The 21,492-nt window shown below is 49.6% G+C and carries 23 protein-coding genes, 1 pseudogene and 1 riboswitch; of the genes and pseudogenes, 7 read left to right on the top strand and 17 right to left on the bottom strand.

What is annotated here, in order from left to right; genetic code table 11:
- The first annotated feature begins 91 nt into the window (after positions 1-91).
- Positions 92-2,446, top strand: coding sequence for an SH3 domain-containing protein (locus EXW93_RS02000; RefSeq protein ID WP_254606173.1), 2,355 nt, complete (start codon positions 92-94; stop codon positions 2,444-2,446).
- Positions 2,447-2,504: 58 nt separating this feature from the next.
- Here the strand turns inward: EXW93_RS02000 and EXW93_RS01995 are convergent, their stop codons facing one another.
- A complete protein-coding gene (locus tag EXW93_RS01995) occupies positions 2,505-2,798 on the bottom strand; it encodes a putative quinol monooxygenase (RefSeq protein WP_174315990.1) in 294 nt (97 codons plus the stop codon).
- A gap of 77 nt (positions 2,799-2,875) precedes the next feature.
- On the opposite strand from EXW93_RS01995, the gene EXW93_RS01990 reads away from it, so the two are divergent.
- The 4 genes from EXW93_RS01990 (at position 2,876) to EXW93_RS01975 (ending at position 6,912) form a co-directional block, all read left to right on the top strand.
- Positions 2,876-4,054 carry a M20 metallopeptidase family protein gene (locus tag EXW93_RS01990; RefSeq protein WP_174315989.1) on the top strand — a complete coding sequence of 393 codons (1,179 nt, stop codon included), beginning with the start codon at positions 2,876-2,878 and terminating at the stop codon, positions 4,052-4,054.
- A gap of 62 nt (positions 4,055-4,116) precedes the next feature.
- A riboswitch (SAM riboswitch) is annotated at positions 4,117-4,220 on the top strand.
- A 95-nt stretch (positions 4,221-4,315) separates the two neighbouring features.
- Positions 4,316-4,846 carry a peptide-methionine (S)-S-oxide reductase MsrA gene (gene msrA / locus EXW93_RS01985; RefSeq protein ID WP_023467010.1) on the top strand — a complete coding sequence of 177 codons (531 nt, stop codon included), beginning with the start codon at positions 4,316-4,318 and terminating at the stop codon, positions 4,844-4,846.
- Between the two features lie 231 nt (positions 4,847-5,077).
- On the top strand, positions 5,078-5,677 hold the full coding sequence (locus EXW93_RS01980; protein WP_075642670.1) for a winged helix-turn-helix domain-containing protein: 600 nt from the start codon (positions 5,078-5,080) through the stop codon (positions 5,675-5,677).
- A gap of 14 nt (positions 5,678-5,691) precedes the next feature.
- Positions 5,692-6,912 carry an MFS transporter gene (locus EXW93_RS01975; RefSeq protein WP_174315988.1) on the top strand — a complete coding sequence of 407 codons (1,221 nt, stop codon included), beginning with the start codon at positions 5,692-5,694 and terminating at the stop codon, positions 6,910-6,912.
- 53 nt (positions 6,913-6,965) lie between these two features.
- Here the strand turns inward: EXW93_RS01975 and EXW93_RS01970 are convergent, their stop codons facing one another.
- The 4 genes from EXW93_RS01970 to EXW93_RS01955 form a co-directional block, all read right to left on the bottom strand.
- Positions 6,966-7,448, bottom strand: a complete 483-nt coding sequence (locus EXW93_RS01970) for a DMT family transporter (protein WP_174315987.1) — start codon at positions 7,446-7,448, stop codon at positions 6,966-6,968.
- 12 nt (positions 7,449-7,460) lie between these two features.
- Positions 7,461-8,129, bottom strand: a complete 669-nt coding sequence (locus EXW93_RS01965; protein ID WP_023467006.1) for a Crp/Fnr family transcriptional regulator — start codon at positions 8,127-8,129, stop codon at positions 7,461-7,463.
- A gap of 15 nt (positions 8,130-8,144) precedes the next feature.
- Positions 8,145-8,573 (bottom strand): DMT family transporter, encoded by a 429-nt coding sequence (locus EXW93_RS01960; protein ID WP_023467005.1) that lies wholly within the window; start codon positions 8,571-8,573, stop codon positions 8,145-8,147.
- Between the two features lie 137 nt (positions 8,574-8,710).
- The gene (locus EXW93_RS01955; protein ID WP_023467004.1) at positions 8,711-9,649 is read right to left on the bottom strand and encodes an NAD(P)H-dependent flavin oxidoreductase; all 939 of its coding nucleotides are present in this window, start codon (positions 9,647-9,649) and stop codon (positions 8,711-8,713) included.
- Positions 9,650-9,740: 91 nt separating this feature from the next.
- Between EXW93_RS01955 and EXW93_RS01950 the strand changes: the two genes are divergently transcribed.
- Positions 9,741-10,280: a gamma carbonic anhydrase family protein gene (locus EXW93_RS01950; RefSeq protein ID WP_023467003.1), complete on the top strand. Its 540-nt coding sequence runs from the start codon at positions 9,741-9,743 to the stop codon at positions 10,278-10,280.
- A gap of 56 nt (positions 10,281-10,336) precedes the next feature.
- On the opposite strand, the gene paaX is transcribed toward EXW93_RS01950, so the two are convergent.
- From paaX to EXW93_RS01890, 12 genes and pseudogenes are all read right to left on the bottom strand, one after another.
- Complete coding sequence (gene paaX, locus EXW93_RS01945; RefSeq protein ID WP_023467002.1) at positions 10,337-11,221, bottom strand: phenylacetic acid degradation operon negative regulatory protein PaaX; 885 nt, start codon at positions 11,219-11,221, stop codon at positions 10,337-10,339.
- A 73-nt stretch (positions 11,222-11,294) separates the two neighbouring features.
- Positions 11,295-12,062, bottom strand: a complete 768-nt coding sequence (locus EXW93_RS01940) for an enoyl-CoA hydratase-related protein (protein WP_023467001.1) — start codon at positions 12,060-12,062, stop codon at positions 11,295-11,297.
- Positions 12,059-13,267, bottom strand: coding sequence for an acetyl-CoA C-acyltransferase (locus EXW93_RS01935; RefSeq protein ID WP_023467000.1), 1,209 nt, complete (start codon positions 13,265-13,267; stop codon positions 12,059-12,061). The genes EXW93_RS01940 and EXW93_RS01935 overlap by 4 nt, the downstream gene beginning before the upstream one ends.
- The gene (locus EXW93_RS01930; RefSeq protein ID WP_174315986.1) at positions 13,264-14,130 is read right to left on the bottom strand and encodes a 3-hydroxyacyl-CoA dehydrogenase; all 867 of its coding nucleotides are present in this window, start codon (positions 14,128-14,130) and stop codon (positions 13,264-13,266) included. Before EXW93_RS01930 ends, EXW93_RS01935 begins: the two co-directional genes overlap by 4 nt.
- 74 nt (positions 14,131-14,204) lie before the next feature.
- Positions 14,205-15,712 (bottom strand): annotated as a pseudogene (locus tag EXW93_RS01925) (aldehyde dehydrogenase family protein).
- A gap of 5 nt (positions 15,713-15,717) precedes the next feature.
- Positions 15,718-16,497, bottom strand: coding sequence for an enoyl-CoA hydratase/isomerase family protein (locus tag EXW93_RS01920; RefSeq protein ID WP_023466997.1), 780 nt, complete (start codon positions 16,495-16,497; stop codon positions 15,718-15,720).
- The gene (locus EXW93_RS01915) at positions 16,475-16,798 is read right to left on the bottom strand and encodes an EthD family reductase (RefSeq protein WP_023466996.1); all 324 of its coding nucleotides are present in this window, start codon (positions 16,796-16,798) and stop codon (positions 16,475-16,477) included. The genes EXW93_RS01920 and EXW93_RS01915 overlap by 23 nt, the downstream gene beginning before the upstream one ends.
- Before the next feature lie 15 nt (positions 16,799-16,813).
- Positions 16,814-17,308 carry a 1,2-phenylacetyl-CoA epoxidase subunit PaaD gene (paaD, locus tag EXW93_RS01910; RefSeq protein ID WP_035399031.1) on the bottom strand — a complete coding sequence of 165 codons (495 nt, stop codon included), beginning with the start codon at positions 17,306-17,308 and terminating at the stop codon, positions 16,814-16,816.
- 14 nt (positions 17,309-17,322) lie between these two features.
- On the bottom strand, positions 17,323-18,108 hold the full coding sequence (gene paaC, locus EXW93_RS01905; RefSeq protein WP_023466993.1) for a 1,2-phenylacetyl-CoA epoxidase subunit PaaC: 786 nt from the start codon (positions 18,106-18,108) through the stop codon (positions 17,323-17,325).
- On the bottom strand, positions 18,105-18,449 hold the full coding sequence (paaB, locus tag EXW93_RS01900; RefSeq protein WP_023466991.1) for a 1,2-phenylacetyl-CoA epoxidase subunit PaaB: 345 nt from the start codon (positions 18,447-18,449) through the stop codon (positions 18,105-18,107). The genes paaC and paaB overlap by 4 nt, the downstream gene beginning before the upstream one ends.
- Before the next feature lie 14 nt (positions 18,450-18,463).
- Positions 18,464-19,435 (bottom strand): 1,2-phenylacetyl-CoA epoxidase subunit PaaA, encoded by a 972-nt coding sequence (gene paaA, locus EXW93_RS01895; protein WP_023466990.1) that lies wholly within the window; start codon positions 19,433-19,435, stop codon positions 18,464-18,466.
- 18 nt (positions 19,436-19,453) lie between these two features.
- Positions 19,454-20,731: a phenylacetate--CoA ligase family protein gene (locus tag EXW93_RS01890; protein ID WP_023466988.1), complete on the bottom strand. Its 1,278-nt coding sequence runs from the start codon at positions 20,729-20,731 to the stop codon at positions 19,454-19,456.
- A 331-nt stretch (positions 20,732-21,062) separates the two neighbouring features.
- On the opposite strand from EXW93_RS01890, the gene EXW93_RS01885 reads away from it, so the two are divergent.
- Entirely contained in the window at positions 21,063-21,464 is a 402-nt protein-coding gene (locus EXW93_RS01885) for a thioesterase family protein (RefSeq protein ID WP_174315985.1), read from the top strand.
- The last annotated feature ends 28 nt before the right edge of the window (positions 21,465-21,492 follow it).

The raw sequence follows: 21,492 nt of genomic DNA, 5'->3' as shown, positions 1-21,492 counted from the left end.
CTCCTATTTTTTTGATTTTTATCAATTTTTAAACAAGCGCATGCTACACTATTCATAATGACAAATTTTAAGAATTGGAGTGAACCTCTTGATGAAAAAATGGACTGCTCATGTTGCTGGACTTGCCGCAACGTTAATGTTGAGCTCGGTTTTACCCGCACCCGCTTTTGCTGAATCGCCACCTGTTCAACCGACAGCAGAAACACAAACAGTCACCGAGACAACCGGGACGGCTTATTTGAAAGAGGATGCTGCGTTGCTACAAACGGCTGATTCCACAACGGTCATCCAACAACTACCAGCGGGAACGACATTCAAGACACTCGGTACGGACGGTGACTTCACTCGTGTCAGTTGGCAAGAAGGTACTGCTTATGTCGCAACAAACGCGTTAACGCAAACAGCACCTGTTTTTCAAAAACAAGCAACGCTGATGTCGAAAAGTCCACTCTCATTAGTTGCTTCACCATTTGATCCCACCGTCGTGACGACACTTCCCGCTTATCAGCGAATCGATACATACGGCACCTTCGACACGTTCACGCGTCTGAAATGGAACGAGCAATACGTCTATGTATCAACGACACAACTCGAGCAACTTCCGAAATTGGTTGGGACGCGTTATGCCAAACGAGCGACTTCTCTTTTCGTTGAGCCGAAGACGACGAGCGCGAAGACTGCCGTCACTCAAAATCAAGCATTCGAAACGTTCGGGACGACGGGTACTTTTACACGTGTGGCGACTAAGACCGGTTACGCCTTCGTATTGACGACTGATTTAGCTGATACGCAGGTCGTGAGCCATCCAGAAACAGGAGTGCGTTACGTCCAACAGCAGACGACGGTCTATGCCACTGCGACTACGAAAGGAGAAGTCGTACAATCGCTTCCTGTGAATACTTCTCTTCAGACGTACGGCGTCGAGGGTTCATTTACACGAATCAAACGAAACGACGAGTATGCCTATGTATTGACGGCACATCTCGGTACGTTGAAATACTATCCAAAGACCGCACGCCTCTATGTTCAGCGCGCTACACCGATCTATAATGCACCGAATGCTTCCGGCTCCATAATCGATCAACAAAAAACAAATACTTTATTAACGATCTACGGTAAAAGTGGCGTCTACAGTCGAATTATTTTCCGCGGAGTCCATGCCTACGTTAAAACAGCTGATCTTGGTAGTGAAAAAGTATACACCGCAACCGGAACACGGTACGCCAAACGCAACTTGTCCGTCTATACGTCTGCTTCAACGAAAAGTAAAATGATGTATTCTGTCAAACGAGCTGACAAACTAACGATTTACGGCACGAGCGGTAGTTACACACGATTAAAAAAAGGGACGGTCTATGGTTACGTCAAGACGAGTGATCTCGTCACGAAAAAGCCGGATCTGTATGACGTTACCGGTCAACGTTACGTGACAGAGGACGACGTCGTCATTCGGTCACAGGCAAAACTGTCGGGTAAAAAAATCGGTACGTTGAAAAAAGGAAAATCGATCACCATCTATGGAAAAAGCGGTTATTTTACACGTGTCAAATATAACAATATCTTTGGTTTCGTCGATTCGAGTCGGATCGGACTAAATAAACCAAAAGCAAAAGCGAAAAAAGGGACAACGTTTTATGTCCATCTGGACCAAACGCCACTCTTCTCTGCTGACGTCGCTTACAGTCGGCCAGCTGCCTATTTGAAAAAAGGGACAAAATTGATTGGTCTGAAATCAATTGATGATGATTTTTGGCAAGTTCGCTTAGTCAGCGGTCAAACGGGTTACGTCCTCAACCCTTATATCAGCACGAGCAAACCCGATATGAAACTGACACAAAAAGCAATCAATCGAACGAAAATCTATACCGTCAAACAGACGACATCCTTCTTTTCGAGTCCAACCAGTCCAAAAGGCAGCGGACTCGTTGAGCAAGGCAAACGTGTTTATCCGCGTCACCGGGTCGGAAACTTCTATGTCATCCAGTCAGGCTGGACACCCGTCTATCTTCCGGTCTCAGCTGTGACGATTACGTCTGATAAACGGGTCATTAAAAAGAATAACACGCGCGGTGAAAAGCTGATTCAAGCAGCCGTCCAACATATCGGTACACCTTACACATGGGGATCGCAAAATGCCGTGAACGGTGGCTTCGATTGTTCCGGTTTGATTCACTACGCGACAAATAAGGCTGGAAAATACGGTGGTCGGACGAACGTTCGCGGCTACTGGTACGGTGCTTTCTTTACGAATCGCCGGACGAGTATCTCGAGTGGTAAACGCTCGGATATCGTCTTCTTCCAGAACACCTACACGGATGGTCCATCGCATATCGGAATCATGCTCGATAGCGAACACTTCATCCATGCGGGCGGTTCACAGCTCCAAATCAATTCGATTTATGAACCGCGTTGGCAAGAGCATTTCCTCGGATTTAAATCGATGTAAGACAAAAAAAGACGAAGCCGTCGAATTCGACGGCTTCGTCTCTTCTTATCGCAACACGTCAGAATGTCATCTCGACGTATTTCGTTACTTGTCGATCCATCAAGTATAACTCGATCTGTTCACGGTATGCTTTATAATGATCGGATGCGATATGCGCTTCAAGCGCCTCTTCGTCCCGATACACTTCATACAGCATGAATTGATGCTCATCCTCGATCGATTGGTGCAAGGAATAACGTAAGCATCCTTCTTCTTTTTGTGAGGCATGATAGACCGTTTGTAGAATCGGGAAAACTTGATCCGCGAGTCCTGCTTTGATTGTAAGTATAGCGTTGACGACGATTTCTCCCATGTTTCATTATCCCCTTTCGTGATTACCTGTATCTGTACCCATTTTCACGAAAAGACACACGTCAAAGGAGCTTGAAGATGCAAACTCAACTTTTTGAAGCACTTGAACAATTCGAACCGACGATGATCGCGTTACGTCGTGATTTTCATCGACATCCGGAACTCTCTTTCCAGGAAGTCCGCACACCAGAACGAATTGCAAACTTTTACGCGGAGCAGGGCATCCCTTATCAAACAGCCGTCGGAGGTCGTGGTGTCGTCGCGACGATCGAAGGCAAACAGCCTGGTCCGACGATTGCGGTCCGTGCAGATTTCGATGCTTTACCACTTCAAGAAGAGACGACGCTTGCCTTCCGGTCGATCCATCCCGGTGTCATGCATGCTTGCGGGCATGATGGTCACACGGCGATGGTGATGGCCCTTGCTGCTACACTCTATCCGTTACGCGATCAATTGCAAGGAACGATTCGAATCATCCATCAGCATGGAGAAGAGGTCTTTCCTGGCGGAGCCATCCAAATGATCGAAGCCGGCGTCCTCGAAGATGTCGATGCGATTTTTGCGACACATCTCGAAAATGATTTACCAGTCGGTACGATTGGGTTTCGGGAAGGACATACATTATGTGCAATCGACGAATTCGAAATCATCGTTCATGGTCAAGGTGGACATGCGCAAGCACCGCACAAAACAAAAGATGCGCTCGTCGCTGGAGCGCAGCTCGTCTGTAACTTACAGCATCTCGTCAGTCGACGGGTCGATCCGTTCGAGCCGGCTGTTCTCGCAATCGGATCCTTCCATGCGGGAACGGCACCGAACATCGTCACGGGTGAAGCACGCATCGTCGGTGAAATTCGGACGTTCAATGAGACATTGCGGCATCAGCTCCGGCAAGAAGTCGATCTTGTCGCCAAAACGACATGTGCCGGTATTGGTGCCACCTATTCAATCGACTTCACGACTGGTTACCCGGCGCTCTGGAATCATCCGGACGAGACAAAACTTGTTCAGGAAGCCGCTTCTTTCTTACCGGAAACATCCGTCCGGGCACTCACACCAATGATGGCTGCGGATGACTTCGCGCATTATCTAACACATGTCCCGGGAAGTTATTTCTTTACTGGCTCCGGATATACGGACGGTCGCGTCAACTATCCACAGCATCATCCGCAGTACGAAATCAACGAACAGGCGTTGTTGATTGGTGCGAAGACACTCGGAGCGACGGTTTTACGTGCCTTGAAACCTAAGGATTGACTTTATTTCTGTGTGAATGGTATCATCACAACAATGATAACGAATGACATCAACTTCATATACCCTTATCAAGAGTGGACCGAGAGATCTGGATCGATGACGTCCCAGCAACCTGCGCATAGCAAGGTGCTACGACCAGCAAAGCGAAAGCTTTGGTTGATAAAAAGCGGCGACTCCTTTTGCAACCAAGCGAAGGAGTCGTTTTCGTTTTTCTCGCTGTCAGACATACAATGGGAATTTCCCACGGAGAGGAAGAGACGGATGGAAAAAGCAACATTTGCAGGTGGATGTTTTTGGTGCATGGTGACACCATTTGAAGAATTACCAGGAATCGAGGGAATCGTATCAGGTTACATGGGCGGTCACGTCGACAATCCGACGTATGAGCAAGTCAAAACAGGAACGACGGGACATCTCGAAGTCGTCCAAATCACGTTTGATCCGAGCCTATTCCCGTACGAGCGTCTGCTCGAACTCTACTGGCCACAAACGGATCCGACGGATGCAGAAGGTCAATTCCAAGATCGTGGCACGCAGTACGCACCAGCGATTTTCTATCATACGGATGCGCAGCATGAAGCAGCAATCGCTTCCCGTGACGCCCTTGCTGCAAGCAATCGTTTCAAACAACCAATCGTAACGCGGATCGATGCCGCTTCTGAATTTTATCCGGCGGAAGAGTACCATCAAGACTTCCATAAGAAAAATCCAGAACACTATAAAAAAGATCGTGCTGCTTCTGGTCGCGATGCTTTCATCGAGCAGGAATGGAAAGATACGACGACGGTCTAATCACCTCGAACCACATACAGTAGCTGAGACTGATTTCAAACATCTCGTTCTTCCCCTACTTTCCAGTAGAAAGTGGAGGATGACCGAGATGTCACTGGAGTCAGTCTTTTTGTATGTAAACAAATGATGTCTTCTTTACCAACACCCTCACATAAATTTGTAATCGTTTACAAATGAAGTCTTTTGTTTTACGGTTAATAAAAATTAACCGGTTAAAAAGGAGATTATTGCATGGAACAAAAAGCGATTCACATATTAGAGAGCTATGAACAGTTAAAAGTGATCAGTGATCCGTTACGAACAAAAATCCTCATGTTTCTCGTCGAAAAACCACATACGGTACATCAGTTAGCCCACTTGCTGACGTTATCCCGCGCAAAGATCCTCTATCATGTACGAGAACTTGAAAAGCATGACTTGATTCGCCTCGTCCGGACGGAAGAACAGGGCGGCAATCTATTGAAATACTATCAAGCGATTGCTCGAGGCTACATTCCTGCCGATCATCTACTGAACTTCGTCGAGACGAATGAAGCGACCCGGCAGTCGTATCTCGAAGTATTGGACCGAGCAAAGACACGCGTCCTCACCGCTCCAACTACTGCTTTTTCTCCTGTGTCTTCAAACGTTGAAGACTGGATGAGCTTATCGCTTCAAAAGGAACTGACGATGTCTGAAGCCAATTTTCGGCAATTTTCTACCAAATATCGTGCTCTATTGGACGAGTTCACACAGTCCCCTTCACTAGACGAAGAAGATAAAAAACACTTCTATATCATGACGACTGCCTTTGCAATTGATGAACCACTATTTGAGAATGACGACGTCTAAACCGGAGGTGCCATATGCTGCCTGTTGAAATGGATACGCAACAATCGCTGTTTAAAAATCCATCTTTTTTATTTTTATGGGGGTCCGGTATGTGCTCTGCCCTCTCCCTATCAACCTATCTGTTTGTTGAACAATGGTATGTCATCCATACGCTAAACCAGGCGTCATATCTCGGATTCATCCTCATGGCCACCTTGTTACCCCGTATTTTTCTCATGTTATTCGGTGGCGTCCTATCCGATCGCTATAAACGTTCGACGATCATGCGCATCTCGAGCGCTTTACGGATCAGTTTCATTCTCTGTCTTCTCGCATTACTTCATACCGATCAGCTTACATTGCTGACGATTTTAGTATTCGCCTTGCTATTCGGTAGTGTGGATGCATTCTTTTCGCCGGCGAATGCTTCCTTACTGCCTACACTCGTTCCGAAAGAACAACTCACTAAAGCCAATTCACTGATTCAAACATCTAATCAAATCGCCCTCTTTTCAGGTCCGATTCTTGGTGGAGTCATCCTCAGCCATTCTTCTTACTCGCACGTCTTTCTCGTGATTTTCGGCACACTCTGTCTGACGCTTCTCTTCACGTATGGTATTCGTGAATCTAAGATCAAGCGATCGCTTCAGCATTCAGCTCTCTTTGAACTAAAAGAAGGGCTACATTACGTCTTTCACCTTCAGCAACTCAAGCAGACACTTTTTCTTGTCATCTGTGTCAATTTCTTTTTCTTTGGACCACTCTTACTCGGAATCCCCTTACTCGTTCATGATGTGCTCCAAGGAGATGCGATGGATTTAAGTTATATGCAAGGGGCTTATCAAATGGGAATGCTCGGAGGGGCGCTCTGGAGTGGTTTAACGCAGAAGAAAGAAAACGGGCTTACCTCATCGGTCCGATTGATTGGCGCCTTAGGTTTGCTTTTCTTCCTGCTTAGTCAAGTCCAGCAGATTTCGTTGTACCTGATCATCCTGTTGTCACTTGGTGTCCTTTCTTCCATCATCAATATTCGCTTCATTACGTTCATCCAGTCTCAGTGTGCGGAACAGACGATGGGACGTGTCATGAGTGTCGTGAATGCCGCGTCAAACGGTCTCGTTCCATTATCTTATGCGCTTCTCTCTTTTCTACTGTCGTTTCATGTTTCAATCACGACGATCATGTTGTACTGTGGTCTTCTCATCCTTGTCCTCTCGCTTTACTTTAGAAAACGCATGATCCAGGTCAAAAACTAGTCAAAAAAAGACAGTGGATTGGAATACCACCGTCCTCGTTCTGTATTCGGTTATTACGAAACACGTTCTACTTGATCCGCCGCCTTCTCTTCCGGCGCGACGACTTGATACCGTTTCAAAACGAAGATCCCACATACCATGACGGCGAGACCGAAGAGCTGACCGAACGATAAATCAATTTGTGGTAAACCGAACCAGCCGAACGTATCAACAGCAAGAGCAAAGCTTAACTGCGAAATCAGAACGACAGAGATCGCGACGGACGGACCAAGTAACTGAATCCCACGCATGACACAAAAAACGACGCCGACACCGACAAGTCCACCAAACCAATAGAGTGGCGATACGTTTTGAATCTGTCCGATTGTTCCACCACGAAACAGAACATACGTGACACTTGCTCCGATGAAGCCAACGAAGAAGACTAGCGTCGTTGTCGCCCAAGCACCGAACGCGTCACTCATCCGGGCGTTCAATACCGTCTGTAAACTGATCAACATCCCTGCCAATACGGCACACACGATGCCTATTACCATGTTCGTTCCTCCTTACTCATAGCTATTGCCGTTCGCCTTCTCGCGAATCCTCTCCAGATCAACGATGATGATTTTCCCGCGTCGTCGAACGAGAATCTCCTCTTCACACAATTTCGTGATGATCCGATTGAGATGGCGATAACTCGTTCCAAGCCAGTCGGCGACGTCATGTAAGTTCGACGTCCGCATCTCCTGATAAAATAAACTGTCACTGGCTTCAGAAGCGATCGATAACAAATACCCTGCAAATCGCTCTTCAACTGTATACAACACATGGTGCGACGCTGATTTCGAGTCGGCATACCACTTCGCTGTGATCGTGCGTAATAAGAATTGCAGAAAGACGTTCGTTGTATTGTGCTCGCGTAAAATCGCATACGGTACGCTCAACACCTCGACATCGGTCACTGCTTCGACCGTATTCAGCACTTCCCGTTCATTGATGAACTCAGCGTCACCGATCACCGTCAGTGGTGTCTTGAATCGTAGAATCCGTTGTTTCCCTTCTGACGAGGCAGCAGATATCTTAACTTTGCCTGCGACGATGAAGTACATCCGGTCGATCGCTGCCCCTGTCGTACAGAGGAGTTCCCCTTTTTGGAAGGTTTCTTGACGCAACCAAGCGCGCGTCTCTTCCGTCAAAATCGTATCCAGTCCATACTGTTGAATGACGGTTTCCATGTTCATTTCCCCCGTTTAGGCAAGTGAGAAAATCGCAACTCCTGCAAGCATGAGACCCACACCAACCCATTGACCACGATTTCCTTGTTTTTTTAAGACACCGAACCATCCCTTTAAATCAATCACAAACGCACATAAAATCTGTGCGACGAGTAATAAACACATCGCCCATGTCATCCCGAGTTTTTGGATTGCTGTCAGTTCCGTTACGACGACTAGCACACCAATCAAACCGCCGCTCGCATAAATCCACGGTAACTGACGGAAGCCACCGATTTTCCGGTCTCGTACGAAACTATAAATGACTAAACAACCCATCAGACCAACAAAGTGGACGATCAATACGGACAACCACGGTCCGACGCCTGTCGCAAGGCGCGCATTGAATATGCCTTGCAGGGCGATGAACAGACCGCTCATCAAAGCAAACATGACTCCTTGCACGTCATCTCCTCCTTTAATCTCTACACTAGAGTAGACCTTACTCGTGCCCTACTTGAAAAGGACAAATGTCCCATTTTCAAAAAAACATGAAAAAACCCGCTGTCCACAAGTGGAATCACGGGTCCCTCACTATATGCTCATGTCGTAAAACGAGTCGTCGTTTGCTTCAGCTGTTCCTCTGCTTCCGTCATCATGCGCGTAAACAACTCCGCAACAGTCGGCACATCATGAATCAATCCCGCAACTAGTCCAGCGTTGACATACCCTTTCTCCTCATCGCCCTCAAGAGCGCCCGTAATATGATACGACTCATTCGTCTGATCAAGAAAAGCAGCAGGTGTCTCTGCTGTGAGTCGTTCGACGTAAGGACCATCAAGGACACGTCGGACGAATCCGACGGAACGTCCGATGATGCGTGTATCGGTATCGGTCGCATCCATTAAGTGCGCCTTGTATGCCGAATGAACCTTCGCCTCTTCCGTCGCGATCAATCGTGTTCCGAGCTGGGCACCAGCCGCACCAAGCAACAGAACAGCTGCTAGTCCACGCCCGTCACCAATCCCACCCGCTGCCAGGATCGGAATGTTGATCCGATCGACGAGTTGCGGAATCAAGGTCAGCGTCGTCAACTCGAGCGGTGAATTGATACCTGCCGCTTCAACTCCCTCCGCTACGAGTACATCAGCGCCTGCCTGTTCTGCCTTTAACGCCTGTTTGACTGAAGCGACAACCGCGATCGTTTTGATGCCAGCAGCTTGAAGTCGCGCTATGTAAGGTGCTGGATTTCCTGCCGACAAGGAGACGACCGGAATCTTTTCTGCGATCGCGAGATCAATCAGTGCTTCTGTATAGGGAGACACACGAATCGCAATGTTCAAGGCAAATGGTTGATCCGTCAGCATTCGTGTCTCGCGAATCCGCGACGCCACTTCGTCGACCGACAATGTCCCGCACCCGAGCGTTCCGAGTCCCCCGGCATTCGAAACCGCTGCCGTCAGCGCCGCATGACTAATGTTACCCATTCCTCCTTGGATCAAAGGATATCGAATTTTAAAGAGCTCACAAATCGGAAACATGTCTTTCCTCCGTTCTCGCCTTCACTCACATGCTATACTGACATGGAATGAATAGTAGTTCATCTTATTATAGAAACGAGGTCATTCTGTTATGAAGATTCCGTATCAATCGATTCATCCGAACGTCGCCTCCGATGTGTTCATCGCTCCTGGCGCTTATCTGATCGGAGACGTCACGATCGGTTCCGAGTCTACCGTCTGGTTCAACGCTGTCTTACGCGGTGACGAAGGACCGATTACAATTGGGAAACGATGCAGTATCCAGGACAATGCGACGATTCATCTCTATGAAGGGGCACCCGTCGTCATTGAAGATGAAGTAACGGTCGGACATAACGCAATTTTACACGGTTGCAAAATCGGACGTCGTTCGATCGTCGGAATGGGTGCGACCGTTCTTGATCATGCAGAGATCGGTGAAGAATGCATCATCGGGGCGAATACGCTAATTCCATCGGGAAAAGTTTTCCCACCCCGTTCGCTGATCATCGGCTCACCCGGTAAAGTCGTGCGTGAACTAACAGAAGCGGATCTTGCGATGATTCAGGAGTCAATTGATTCTTATGTCGATAAAGGATATGCCTTCCGAAACATTCTCGCAGAATCTGCTGAACAGAATATATCTGAATGACACGAATGCGGGGCGGATCAACTGATCCGTCCCGCTCTTTTCATTCGAATAAATGCTCACCGCTCTGCAAACAGCGGATGTTCCGCCGCGTCGTACGAGGCACTGCGTTGGGATACATCATGCGTCTCTTCAAAGATCGATTCGAAGAACCGACTCGCTGGTTGTGCGAGCAATCGGTAATATTGCTCGAACAAGAGTGCCGCATGATGTCCGCTCCATGCATCTGGTAACAATTCTTGCGGTAATCCGGGATCCGTGAATAGAAACTTCCGGTATTCATGTACGAGCATCGTCCGTTCGACGAAACACTGTTCATCCGTCATTTCTCCGAGTTGGAGCTGACTCTGATGGACGATATATTGCCGGCTGTAATCCGTGATGAACGTCTCGTAACGCTCCTGCAATTCCTCCAGCGGAAACGCACGCTCGACAAGGGATTGATCCTGCTTCGGACCGTGGTATTCACCGACGAAGAAATCGACATACTCTTCAATCTCATACGACGCGATCAATCGTTCCGCCTCTTTTTCAAGCGGGTTCGGTGAAATCCAAACCCCGTTCGATAAGTTGCCAAACCCACTCCACGTCAGTTCTTTGCGGAGCTCATCGCGAATCTGGCGTTTATCCTCCGGAATCGTGTACATCAGCGTCCGCCATTTCCCGTCCCAGTCGTGCGGTGTTGATCTGTAGATCCGACGTGCGGCCTCCTCCATCCGTTCCACCCCACGTGGTGTCAATGAATAGAAGCTTTTATTTCCTTGTTTCTCGGAGACGAGCCAGCCTTGTTTAACCATTCGGGATACCGCGACCCGAACGGCTTGTTCGTTATGTCCGAACTCTTTGACGAGTCGAATTAAACTCCCGACCCAGATTTGATTGCCGTAATGGCGAATGTAATCGCCGTAAATCGTAAAGATCATCGATTGGGTGTTCGCACTCATGGTATTCACTCTCTCTTCAGTCGTTCATAGTGTGTATCGTTAGTATACGGGTTATTTCAAACGTCGACCATCCTCATCTTCCTTCAAAGCGTGGTGGTCGTTTTTCAGCGAAGGCTTGTAGCGCTTCCTGACGATCAGCCGTCGGAATGACGACTTCATAAGCTTCTGTTTCGAGCTGTAGTCCTTCTTCGAGTGAGACATCCCGCCCTTGATCAATCGCTCGCTTCGCTTGGCGCAAGGCAATCGGACCATTCTGTAACATCTGATTAGCAAACTCAAGGCACGTCGTCATCAACGCTTCCCGGGCAACAACGGCTGTCGCGAGTCCGTACCGTTCTGCTGTCATCGCATCGATTTTTTTCGCCGTGAAGATCAATTCCTTTGCCCGCGTCTCCCCAATCAGTCGTGGCAAGCGTTGTGTTCCACCGGCTCCTGGAATGATCCCGAAGCTAGTTTCCGTCAAGCCGACGAGTGCATCCTCGACGAGAAAACGGAAATCACAGGCAAGGATCCACTCGAACCCACCGCCGAGCGCGTGACCGTTGACGGCTGCGATTGTTGGTTGCGGTAATTGTGCGATCGAAGTGAAGACATTGCGGATCGCAAGGACATTGCGCCGGACTTCTTCTTCGTTTAAATGCACGCGTTCTTTTAAATCGGCACCCGCACTAAATGCTTTCCCCGTTCCCGTAAACAGGACGACCCGCGCTTCCGGGTCGACCGATAACGCATCGACCTGTTCTTGCAAAGCGACAAGCGTCGGATAATCGAGACAGTTCAAACGTTCTGGACGATCAATCCGGACGATTGCGATATAGCCTTCTCGTTCTAAGTGAATCATACGAGTCCCTCCCGATCGACGACGAGTGCGATCCCTTGTCCGACTCCGACACACATCGTCGCGAGACCATACGTCCGGTTCGTTCGGCGCATCTCATGCAATAATGTCGTCAAAATCCGCGCTCCACTCGCACCGAGTGGATGACCGAAAGCGATCGCACCACCGTTGACGTTGACTTTTTCGCTTGGTAAACCAAGTGCTTCGATGCAGGCAAGACTTTGAGCCGCAAAGGCTTCGTTCAACTCGATTTGATCGAGCTGTTCGACCGTCAACCCTGCCCGCCGGAGAACTTTTTCCGTCGCGTCGATTGGTCCGATTCCCATGATGGCAGGTTCGACCCCTGCTGTCGCACTCGCCCGGTAATACCCGAGTGGCGTCAAACCGAGTTCGTTCGCTTTTTCTTCACTCATCAATAACAGTGCCGACGCACCGTCGTTGACACCAGATGCATTCCCCGCCGTCACGGTACCACTTGGGAATAACGGACGAAGTGTCGCCAGTTTCTCACGTGTCGTCTCGGGACGAGGATGTTCATCACGATCGAAGACGCTGACGTTGCCTTTCCGGTCCATTTGTGTGACCGCAACCAGTTCGTCCGTGAAGCGCTCTGTCTCGATTGCTCGTTTCGCGCGTTGTTGGCTTTCGAACGCAAAGTCGTCCTGCGCTTCGCGTGAGATCCCGTACTGACGGGCGACGTTCTCGGCTGTCTCCGGCATCGAATCCGTTCCGTATTGATCTGCTAAACGATCATTGACGAAGCGCCAACCGATCGTCGTATCGTACATCGTCTGATTGCCACGTGGGTTGGCCTGATCCGGCTTCGCGAGAACGAACGGTGCACGCGTCATGCTTTCCGTCCCACCAGCGATATAGATATCGCCTTCACCTAAGGCAATCCCTCGTGCCGCCGCGATGACAGCGTCGAGCCCTGACCCACATAAGCGATTAATCGTCGTACCGGCGACTTCGACCGGTAGACCAGCTAGTAGTCCCGACATCCGGGCGACGTTGCGATTGTCTTCTCCCGCCTGATTCGCATTGCCAAAAATGACTTCCTCGATCGTCTTCGGATCGACTTGTGGATTACGCTCAAGCAACGCTTCGATGACGCGTGCTCCTAAGTCATCTGGACGAACCTGACGCAATGCGCCGTTATAGCGACCGATCGGTGTCCGAACGGCATCGATGATGGCGACCCGTTTCATGATGTCACCTCGCGATTCGTATAGTCATAGACGCCACGACCGGTTTTACGTCCGAGTCGTCCGGCTTTGACATACTGTTCGAGCAGTGGTGCCGGACGGTATTTTTCGCCGAGCTTCTCATGCAGATACTTTAAGTTATGGAGACGGGTATCGAGTCCGACTAAGTCCCCGAGTTCGAATGGTCCCATTGGATAGTTTAAGCCGAGTTTGATTGCTTTATCGATCTCTTCTGCTGTCCCGAGTCCTTCTTGTAACATGTAGAACGCTTCGTTTCCGACGAGCGCACTGATCCGCGAAGTCACGAACCCAGGAAACTCACGGATGACGACCGTTTCCTTCTGCATCTGACGCGCTACCTGCTCAAGAGCTGCGACCGTCTCATCCGATGTTTCAAGACCACGAACGAGCTCGATCAGTGGCATCAGATGGACCGGATTGAAGAAATGCATCGCCATGACCCGGTCCGCCCGGTTCGTAAAGGAGGCGATCTCCGTCGGACTCATAGTCGACGTGTTCGTCGCGAAATAACAGTCCGGGCGCGCATTCGCTTCTAGCGTTTCAAAGACTTGCTGTTTGATGCTAAGTTGTTCCGGTACTGCTTCAATGACCAGATCCGCTTGTTGTGCCGCCTCAGCTAGGTCGGTCGACAGATGCAGTCGATCGAACAGTCCCTCGACCTCATTCGCGGACATCTTCCCTCGCGTGATTCCTTTCTCTGCGATGCGTTCGAGTTCTCGATAGGCACTTTCGATATATTCTTCTTTAATATCAACGAGTGTCACCTGAAATCCGCGGTGTGCGGCAACGTACGCAATGCCACGTCCCATGACACCGGATCCGACAACGACGATTTGTTCTACCATCTGAATTCCCCCTTATCCCCTGTGCTGTTAAAAAAGGCTGGACTTCCCGACGGAACCCCAGCCTTCCCTCTTGCTTATAGTCCGAACGGATTGAGTGGACGACTGCCGTAATACGACAAGATACTTTTTGTTTCCGTGTACAGATCAAGCGTTTCAATACAGAGTTCACGACCGAAGCCCGATTGTTTATAGCCACCAAACGGTGTACCCGGGAAGGCAGAGAACGGACAGTTGACCATGACGATGCCAGCTTTGATTTGATTTGCGACACGTGTCGCTTTCGCGCCGTCTTTCGTCCAAACAGCTGAGCCGAGTCCAAACGATGTATCGTTTGCTAGACGAATCGCTTCTTTTTCATCTTTGAACGGCATGACGACGACGACCGGTCCGAAGATTTCTTCATTGACCGCTTTCATCTCATGTGTGACGTCTGTGATAATCGTCGGTGCGTACCAGAAGCCTTTTTCGTATCCTTCTGGTGCTGAAGCATGACCTCCTGTGACGATTGTTGCCCCGTCCGCTTTCGCTGACTGGACGTATCCATCGATGACATCGACTTGCTGTTGGTCGATGATCGCTCCAACGTGTGTTCCTTTATCGAATGGATTACCAAGGACGAGTTGTTTGTTTTTGCGACGAACTGTTCCATGAATGCTTCGTAGATCTCTTCGTGGACATACAGGCGCGAGCGCGCTTCACACGATTGACCGCTGTTATAGAAGATGCCGAACAACGAACCATCAACGGCTGCTGTCACGTCCGCATCTTCAAAGACGATGTTCGGTGATTTCCCACCGAGTTCGAGTGTGACTCGTTTTAGCGTCTCGGACGCACGTCCCATGATGTCTTTACCGACTGGCGTTGAGCCCGTGAAGGCGACTTTATCGACGTGAGGATGCTCGACGAGATGGTTGCCGATCTCGCGTCCGGATCCCGGGATGACGTTAACGACACCTGCTGGTACGCCAGCCTCTAGACAAATCTCTCCGAGAATGATTGCTGTCAATGGTGTCAATGTCGCTGGTTTGACGACGACCGAGCAACCGACTGCGATTGCTGGTGCGACTTTCCAAGCTGCCATCATCAACGGATAGTTCCACGGAATGATTTGTGCACAGACACCGACTGCTTCTTTTTCCGTGTAGTTATGGAATTGCCCCGGTACGTTATTGACGACACCACGATGACCGACGATCGCACCCGCATAGAATTCAAAGTCTTCAATCGCTTGCGTGACTTGTCCTTGCGCCGCTGCCAGTGATTTCCCTGTATCAAGAATCTCCAGTTCGACGATTTCGTTGAAGCGGGAACGCATGATGCTCGCAATCTTATTCAAGATTTGTGCCCGACGCCCGACCGGCCACATCTTCCACTTTCCGTGATCAAACGCATCACGTGCCGCTTGAACAGCACGATCGGCGTCTTCCTTCGACGCTTTTGCGACTTCTGCGATCACTTCGCCCGTTGCCGGATTGTATGTTTTGAACGTCTCGCCTGTTGCGCCCTCGACCTGTTCGCCGTTGATGAGCAAGTGATAGACGGACCGTTTCATTTCAAGTGTTTTTTCATGTACTGTCGACATTGTATTCACTCCTGTTCCTGTTGATTGAAAATCGGTGATCGTTTTTCGAGAAACGCTTGCATGCCTTCTGTTTGATCGGCTGTCGCGAACAAGAGATAGAAGTTACGGCGTTCGTGCTCCATCCCATCCTGTAACGATAAATCGACGGCTTTGTTTGCCGCGTCCTTGATCAGTCGTAACGCCATACTCGGTTGGTTTGATAACCGCTCTGCCATTGCCAGCACCGTCGCTTCGACATCAGCCGTCACCCGGTTGATGATACCAAGTCGTTCCGCTTCCTCTGCCTTCATCCGGTCGCCGGTGAAAAGCCACTCGAGCGCCCGCGTTCGACCGATGCATTTCGTCAAGCGCTGCGTCCCGCCTGCTCCTGGCATGACGCCGAGTCCGACTTCCGGGAATCCAAACTGTGTCTCAGGATCGGCGTAGATTAAATCACAAGCGAGTGCCAGTTCAAAACCGCCGCCAAGGACGAAACCATGGACACCTGCGATGATCGGCTTTTTGATTCGGCTGATTCGGTCCCAGTCCGCGAACGGATCGAGGAGTTCCATCGAGATCGGTGTCGCCTCGAGCATCTCCTCGATATCGGCGCCCGCTGAGAACGATTTTCCGTTTCCGGTCAAGACGATGACCGTCACCCGTTCGTCTCGGTCGAATGTCTCCATCGCCTCGACGATTTCCCGGACCATCGTCCGGTTCAGCGCATTGTATCGTGCCGTTCGGTCGAGTCGAATCCGACCGATCCGATCAACCATTTCCGTCTTAACGTACTGTTGTGTCGGCATGGACATCTTCACCAATCATCAATGTGACGAGATCCCCCGCAAAGCTCATCAAGTCTTTCCCGGATGCTTTTCCTTCGAGCGAACGCATACCTGCTTGCATCGCTTCCTGACTTTCATAGACCATCTCGCACATCAAGTAGTACTTTCCGTCTCCGCCCATCGGTGAGCCGACGATTTTCGTGACATTCATTTCTTGCAGTCCTGGAATTTTTGCTGTCAATGGACCATGGACCTCAAAGTAGTGCTGATCGAATGCTTCCTTGTTTTCTGGGTGTTTGTAAAGTGCGATTAATTTTGCCATCTTGATTACCTTCCTTCACATGAGAGTAGAGACGGGTTTCATCGCCTCGAATGGATTTTTACATGATTTACAGTAGAGAATACTTCGACAAGCGGTCGGTCCGAATAAGTTTTCCATCGTCACATACGTCGATCCACAATACGGACAGTCGATCTCCCACTTTCCTTGCTCGAACCGAGGAGGAGCGATACCGAATTCCTTCAATCCTTGCATGCCTTGTTCCGTGATCCGGTCCGATGTCCACGGTGGATCAAACCGGAACTGGACGTCGACCTGTTCGACATTTGGAATCACCTGCAAGGCAGATTCGGTGTTTTTTTTAATGATTTCAAGCGCCGGGCAACCGAGGAACGTCGGGAGAAGCGTGACGCGCACCAGGTAACCATGCTCCGTCGCCTCCGCGTCCATCGTCTCGACCATGCCAAGATCTAAAATACTGACGCTATCAATTTCCGGATCCTTCACCCCATTCAGGGCTTCCCGGATTGCATCCTGGAGTGTCGTCGTCATGCTTCCCTCTCCTTTCACCACGTCGCCGTCTGATCGATCAAGTAGACTTCTCCGAGTGTCGCAAGCGCGTCGTTCAAATCTTCCGTGTGATCGCCGTCCCGCCCGTTACGCGTCATCTGCATTTCCGGAAGCGTCACGTTCAATTCGACGAGTAACGGTGTGATCGTCTGATACCAACGATCGAGTAAAATGCCTTGTCCTTCGATCAACCGCATCTCTTCGATCAATTGACCGTGTTCGCCATAATCGAACATGTCACCGAAGTCATAGAGGACTTTTTCTAGGGCTGCATCCATCTTCTGCCGCGCCGTCTCCGTCGATTGATAAAGCTGGGTGAACCATGTTTGCCAGTGCAGCAAATGATAGTACAATTCCATGTTGATCTTGACGGCAGCCGTAGCGAGTGGCTCATAACTGCTCGACTTCAAAGCATCGATCCGGATCTTTTTCGCGACCGTGTAGCAATAGTTCCGTACGACGGCGAATGCCCAGTCATATTCAGGCTTCTCCATGTAGTAGCCAGGTCCGTTGACACGTTCGACGAGAATCGAATTCTTTCGTTCATGCGCCAGTCGGACATGAGCTAATGCATCAGCATTTCCTTCGCCAAGTTCTTCGAGAAGTTGGTAATACATCGCCGCGTGTCCCATCGAATCTTGCGCAATCGACGACGAAGCGACGTCCTCTTCGATATGCGGTGCGAGTCCGAGCCATTCCGAACCACGATACGCGTAAAGGAAATCATCATCCGCGAGTTGATAGAGTAAGGAAGCGAGTGCCGTCCGTTCTTGTTCCGTCATTTGGAATCGCCTCCTTGCCAAGACATGATCTCTTTTTCATCGAGCATCTGTTGCTCGTAATGGCGCCATTTTTTCTTCAAGTAGCCGTACCCTTTCGTTGTTCGGTAGTCCTTATTATCGAGGCGTTGGAGCATCTGCTTCTCATCGGGTGATAAACCACGGATATCCTCCCGTTTGACGACCCAGATGTCGACGACCGGTTCCCGGCGCATGAAGTTTTCTTGCGCCATCAACAGTGCCATCTCCTTGTTTGGAGCGAGCAAGCTGAATTGATGGGTGAACGCCGCGTTCGGCGTCCGTTTGCTAAAGACTTCAAATTCGTGATAGAACGTCTCGTTCATCGTGCTTTCCCCTCTCATGCCTTCGTTTCAGCGAGTGCATCCCGTACCCAGGCGTTATTTTCGTAAGATGTCCGGCGCAGGTCCAGTCGCTCTTTCGAACGTGGTCCTCCCCCTTGGATGATTGTCTTGAATTTTGTCCAGTCTGGCTGTGCATATTCCCATTGCCCGGTCTCTTCATCAAAACGTAACGTCGGGTCTGGAATGACGAGTCCGAGTGAACGAATCCGTGGCACGTACTTCGTAAAGAAGTTTTGTCGGAGCTCTTCATTCGTTTTCGTCCGAATCTTATAAGCGATCGTCACGTCCTGTTTTGATGTCCCGGTCGTCTCTTTCGAGGCTGGTCCAAAGAACATCAACAAGGATTCCCACCACTCATCCAGTGATTCCTGAATCATCGCCCGCTGTTCCGGTGTTCCTTCTGCGAGTGCCATAATGATTGATTCCCCGTGTTGCGCGTGGAAGACCTCTTCCGCACAGATTCGTTGCAAAGCCCGTGCGTAAGGACCGTACGAAGCCCCGAGCATGTTTGTCTGCGTGATGATCGCCGCGCCATCGACGAGCCAACCGATCATCCCGGCATCAGCCCATGACCGCGTCGGCATGTGGAAGACGTTGTGGAACTTCAATCGTCCCGTGAACAAATCATCCATCAAATCCCCGCGTGTCTTGCCATACGGCTTCATCAAATCCTCGACGACACGAAGTAACAGTTGTCCATGCCCCATCTCATCCTGGACCTTCGCCATGATGCCGAGCTTCCGGCGAAGTGATGGTGCTTTTGGAACCCATTCTTTTTCCGGAAGCGCACCCATGATTTCACTGATACCGTGCATCGAAATCAATTTAATCAGCGTGTCCCGGTAAAAATCAGGCATCCAGTCATCGGCTTCGATCTTTTCACCTTGCTCGATTCGTTCCTTGAAGCGAGCTAATTTTTCTTCTTCCGTCAGTTGGACGGGTTCGAACAGTTGTGTTGCATCATACATGCTAGTTCCTCCTTTGAATCAGACGAGTGATGTCGAGCGTCGATCAACGATCCGAACGGCTTTCCCTTCCGATCGTGGTAACCCTTGGTGCGGGTGACAGACGAGATCAATGGAAATGAGGCATTCCGACTTGATGGCGTCACATATCGAACGCATTTGTCGCTCCGAGATATTTTCGAATTCGATATGTAGCTCAACGGCATCGAGTCCCGCTTTGCGCACAAGATGGATTTGATAATGCGGCGTCACGTCCGGTTGTTGGAGCAAGACCCGCTCGATTTCTGACGGGAAGACGTTGACCCCTCGAATGATCAGCATGTCGTCCGTTCGCCCTTTGACACGTGACATCCGTGTCGTCGTCCGACCACAAGCACATGCCTCATGCGTGATCGATGCTAAGTCACCTGTCCGGTAACGAATGATTGGAAGCGCTTTCTTTTTCAAGCTTGTAAAAACGAGTTCCCCGACCATGCCATCTGGTAACGGTTCCCCCGTAACGGGATCGACGACTTCTGTAATGAATAAGTCATCCATGATATGCAGACCTGCCTGCTTTTGACACTCCATCGCGACCCCCGGTCCCATGATTTCACTGAGTCCGTAAATATCGAGTGCCTGTAGATCAAAGGTCTTTTCGAGTGTCTGCCGCATCTCTTCCGACCATGGTTCAGCTCCGAAGATGCCATAACGCATGCTTGTCTTCCTTGGATCGATACCACGTTCAATCATGCGTTCTGCCAATCGCAAAATATACGAAGGCGTACCGCAGATACCGTCCGGTCGGAAATCTTCGATCAACGTGATTTGGCGATCCGTGTTGCCACCGGAAATCGGTAGGATCGTCATGCCTAGTTTTTCGGCACCTGCATGAAGACCGAGACCACCTGTGAACAGTCCGTAACCGTATGCATTGTGCAACAAATCGGCTGGTGATCCACCAGCTAAGACTAAACTGCGTGCCACGGCACCGGCCCAGTCATCTAAATCTTCTTGCGTATAACCAACGACGGTCGGTTTACCGCTCGTTCCAGACGACGCGTGAATCCGGGTGATCTGTTCTCGTTCGACGGCAAATAGCCCGAACGGATAATGATCGCGTAAATCTTGTTTACGTGTGAAGGGAAACTTTCGTAGATCCTCAATCGTTTGAAAGTCATTCGCTGTCATCTGTAAGGCCTGGAGGCGTTCTTGATAGAACGGGACACGCGTGACGTGTTCCATCGTTTGACGCAATTGCTCCATCTGTAGCTGCTCCCGCGTTTGCGCATCCATCGTTTCGTGATGTTGATCGTACATACCTGCACCTCCTCATCATGTATACAATAATAAAACGGTCGTTTATTTTTAGTTATATGTTTAACGTACGACACGTTCACAATGTTGTCAATCTTGTTTTGTTAAATGCTCCCAAACGATTCTCACTTTATCACTTCAACGCACTTTATCAGTAAATCAATTGGCTTATAAAGCTATTTTTCATGATCGAGAGTCTTTTTTTGGAAAATATTTCTGAAATGATTTGCTCATTTTGTAACGGGTTGATAAAATATCGTGTGACAAGTGTTATACTATTTTTGGTAAGACCACTTGATTGAATGAGGATTCGTTGTAGTGAAGGGGGATCACGATGAAACCAGGTTTAGCTGTCGGGGATACAGCAGAGATTCAAGCGGTCGTCTCGCAAGATATGTTTGCACGGTTCGAAGGTCAATTGGTTCATCCAGCATACTCCACCGTTTCGATGGTCTACCATATGGAATGGGCAGCACGTCAACTCATCCTGCCTTACCTAGAGGCAAGCGAAGAAGGTGTCGGGGGCGCGGTTTCGTTGAAGCATCTTGGCATGGCAGCAGAAGGCGCACGATTGATCGTGACCGCTACAGTAACACGCGTCACAGCACGTCGCGTTGACGCTGACATCGAAGTCCGAGATGGACAATCGATCATCGGTACAGGAGAAGTGACACAATTCATTTTAGAAAAAAGCCGGATTCAAGAAAAATTGCAAGTGAATGCTCCAGCAAAATGAAAGCGCTTACTTATATTTGATAGAGGAG

Origin of the sequence: Exiguobacterium sp. JMULE1 (assembly GCF_013337175.1) — a bacterium.
GTDB classification, from domain to species: domain Bacteria; phylum Bacillota; class Bacilli; order Exiguobacteriales; family Exiguobacteriaceae; genus Exiguobacterium_A; species Exiguobacterium_A indicum.
Note: the sequence above shows the minus strand (reverse complement) of the source record. Positions and strands in the feature narration are given on the sequence as shown.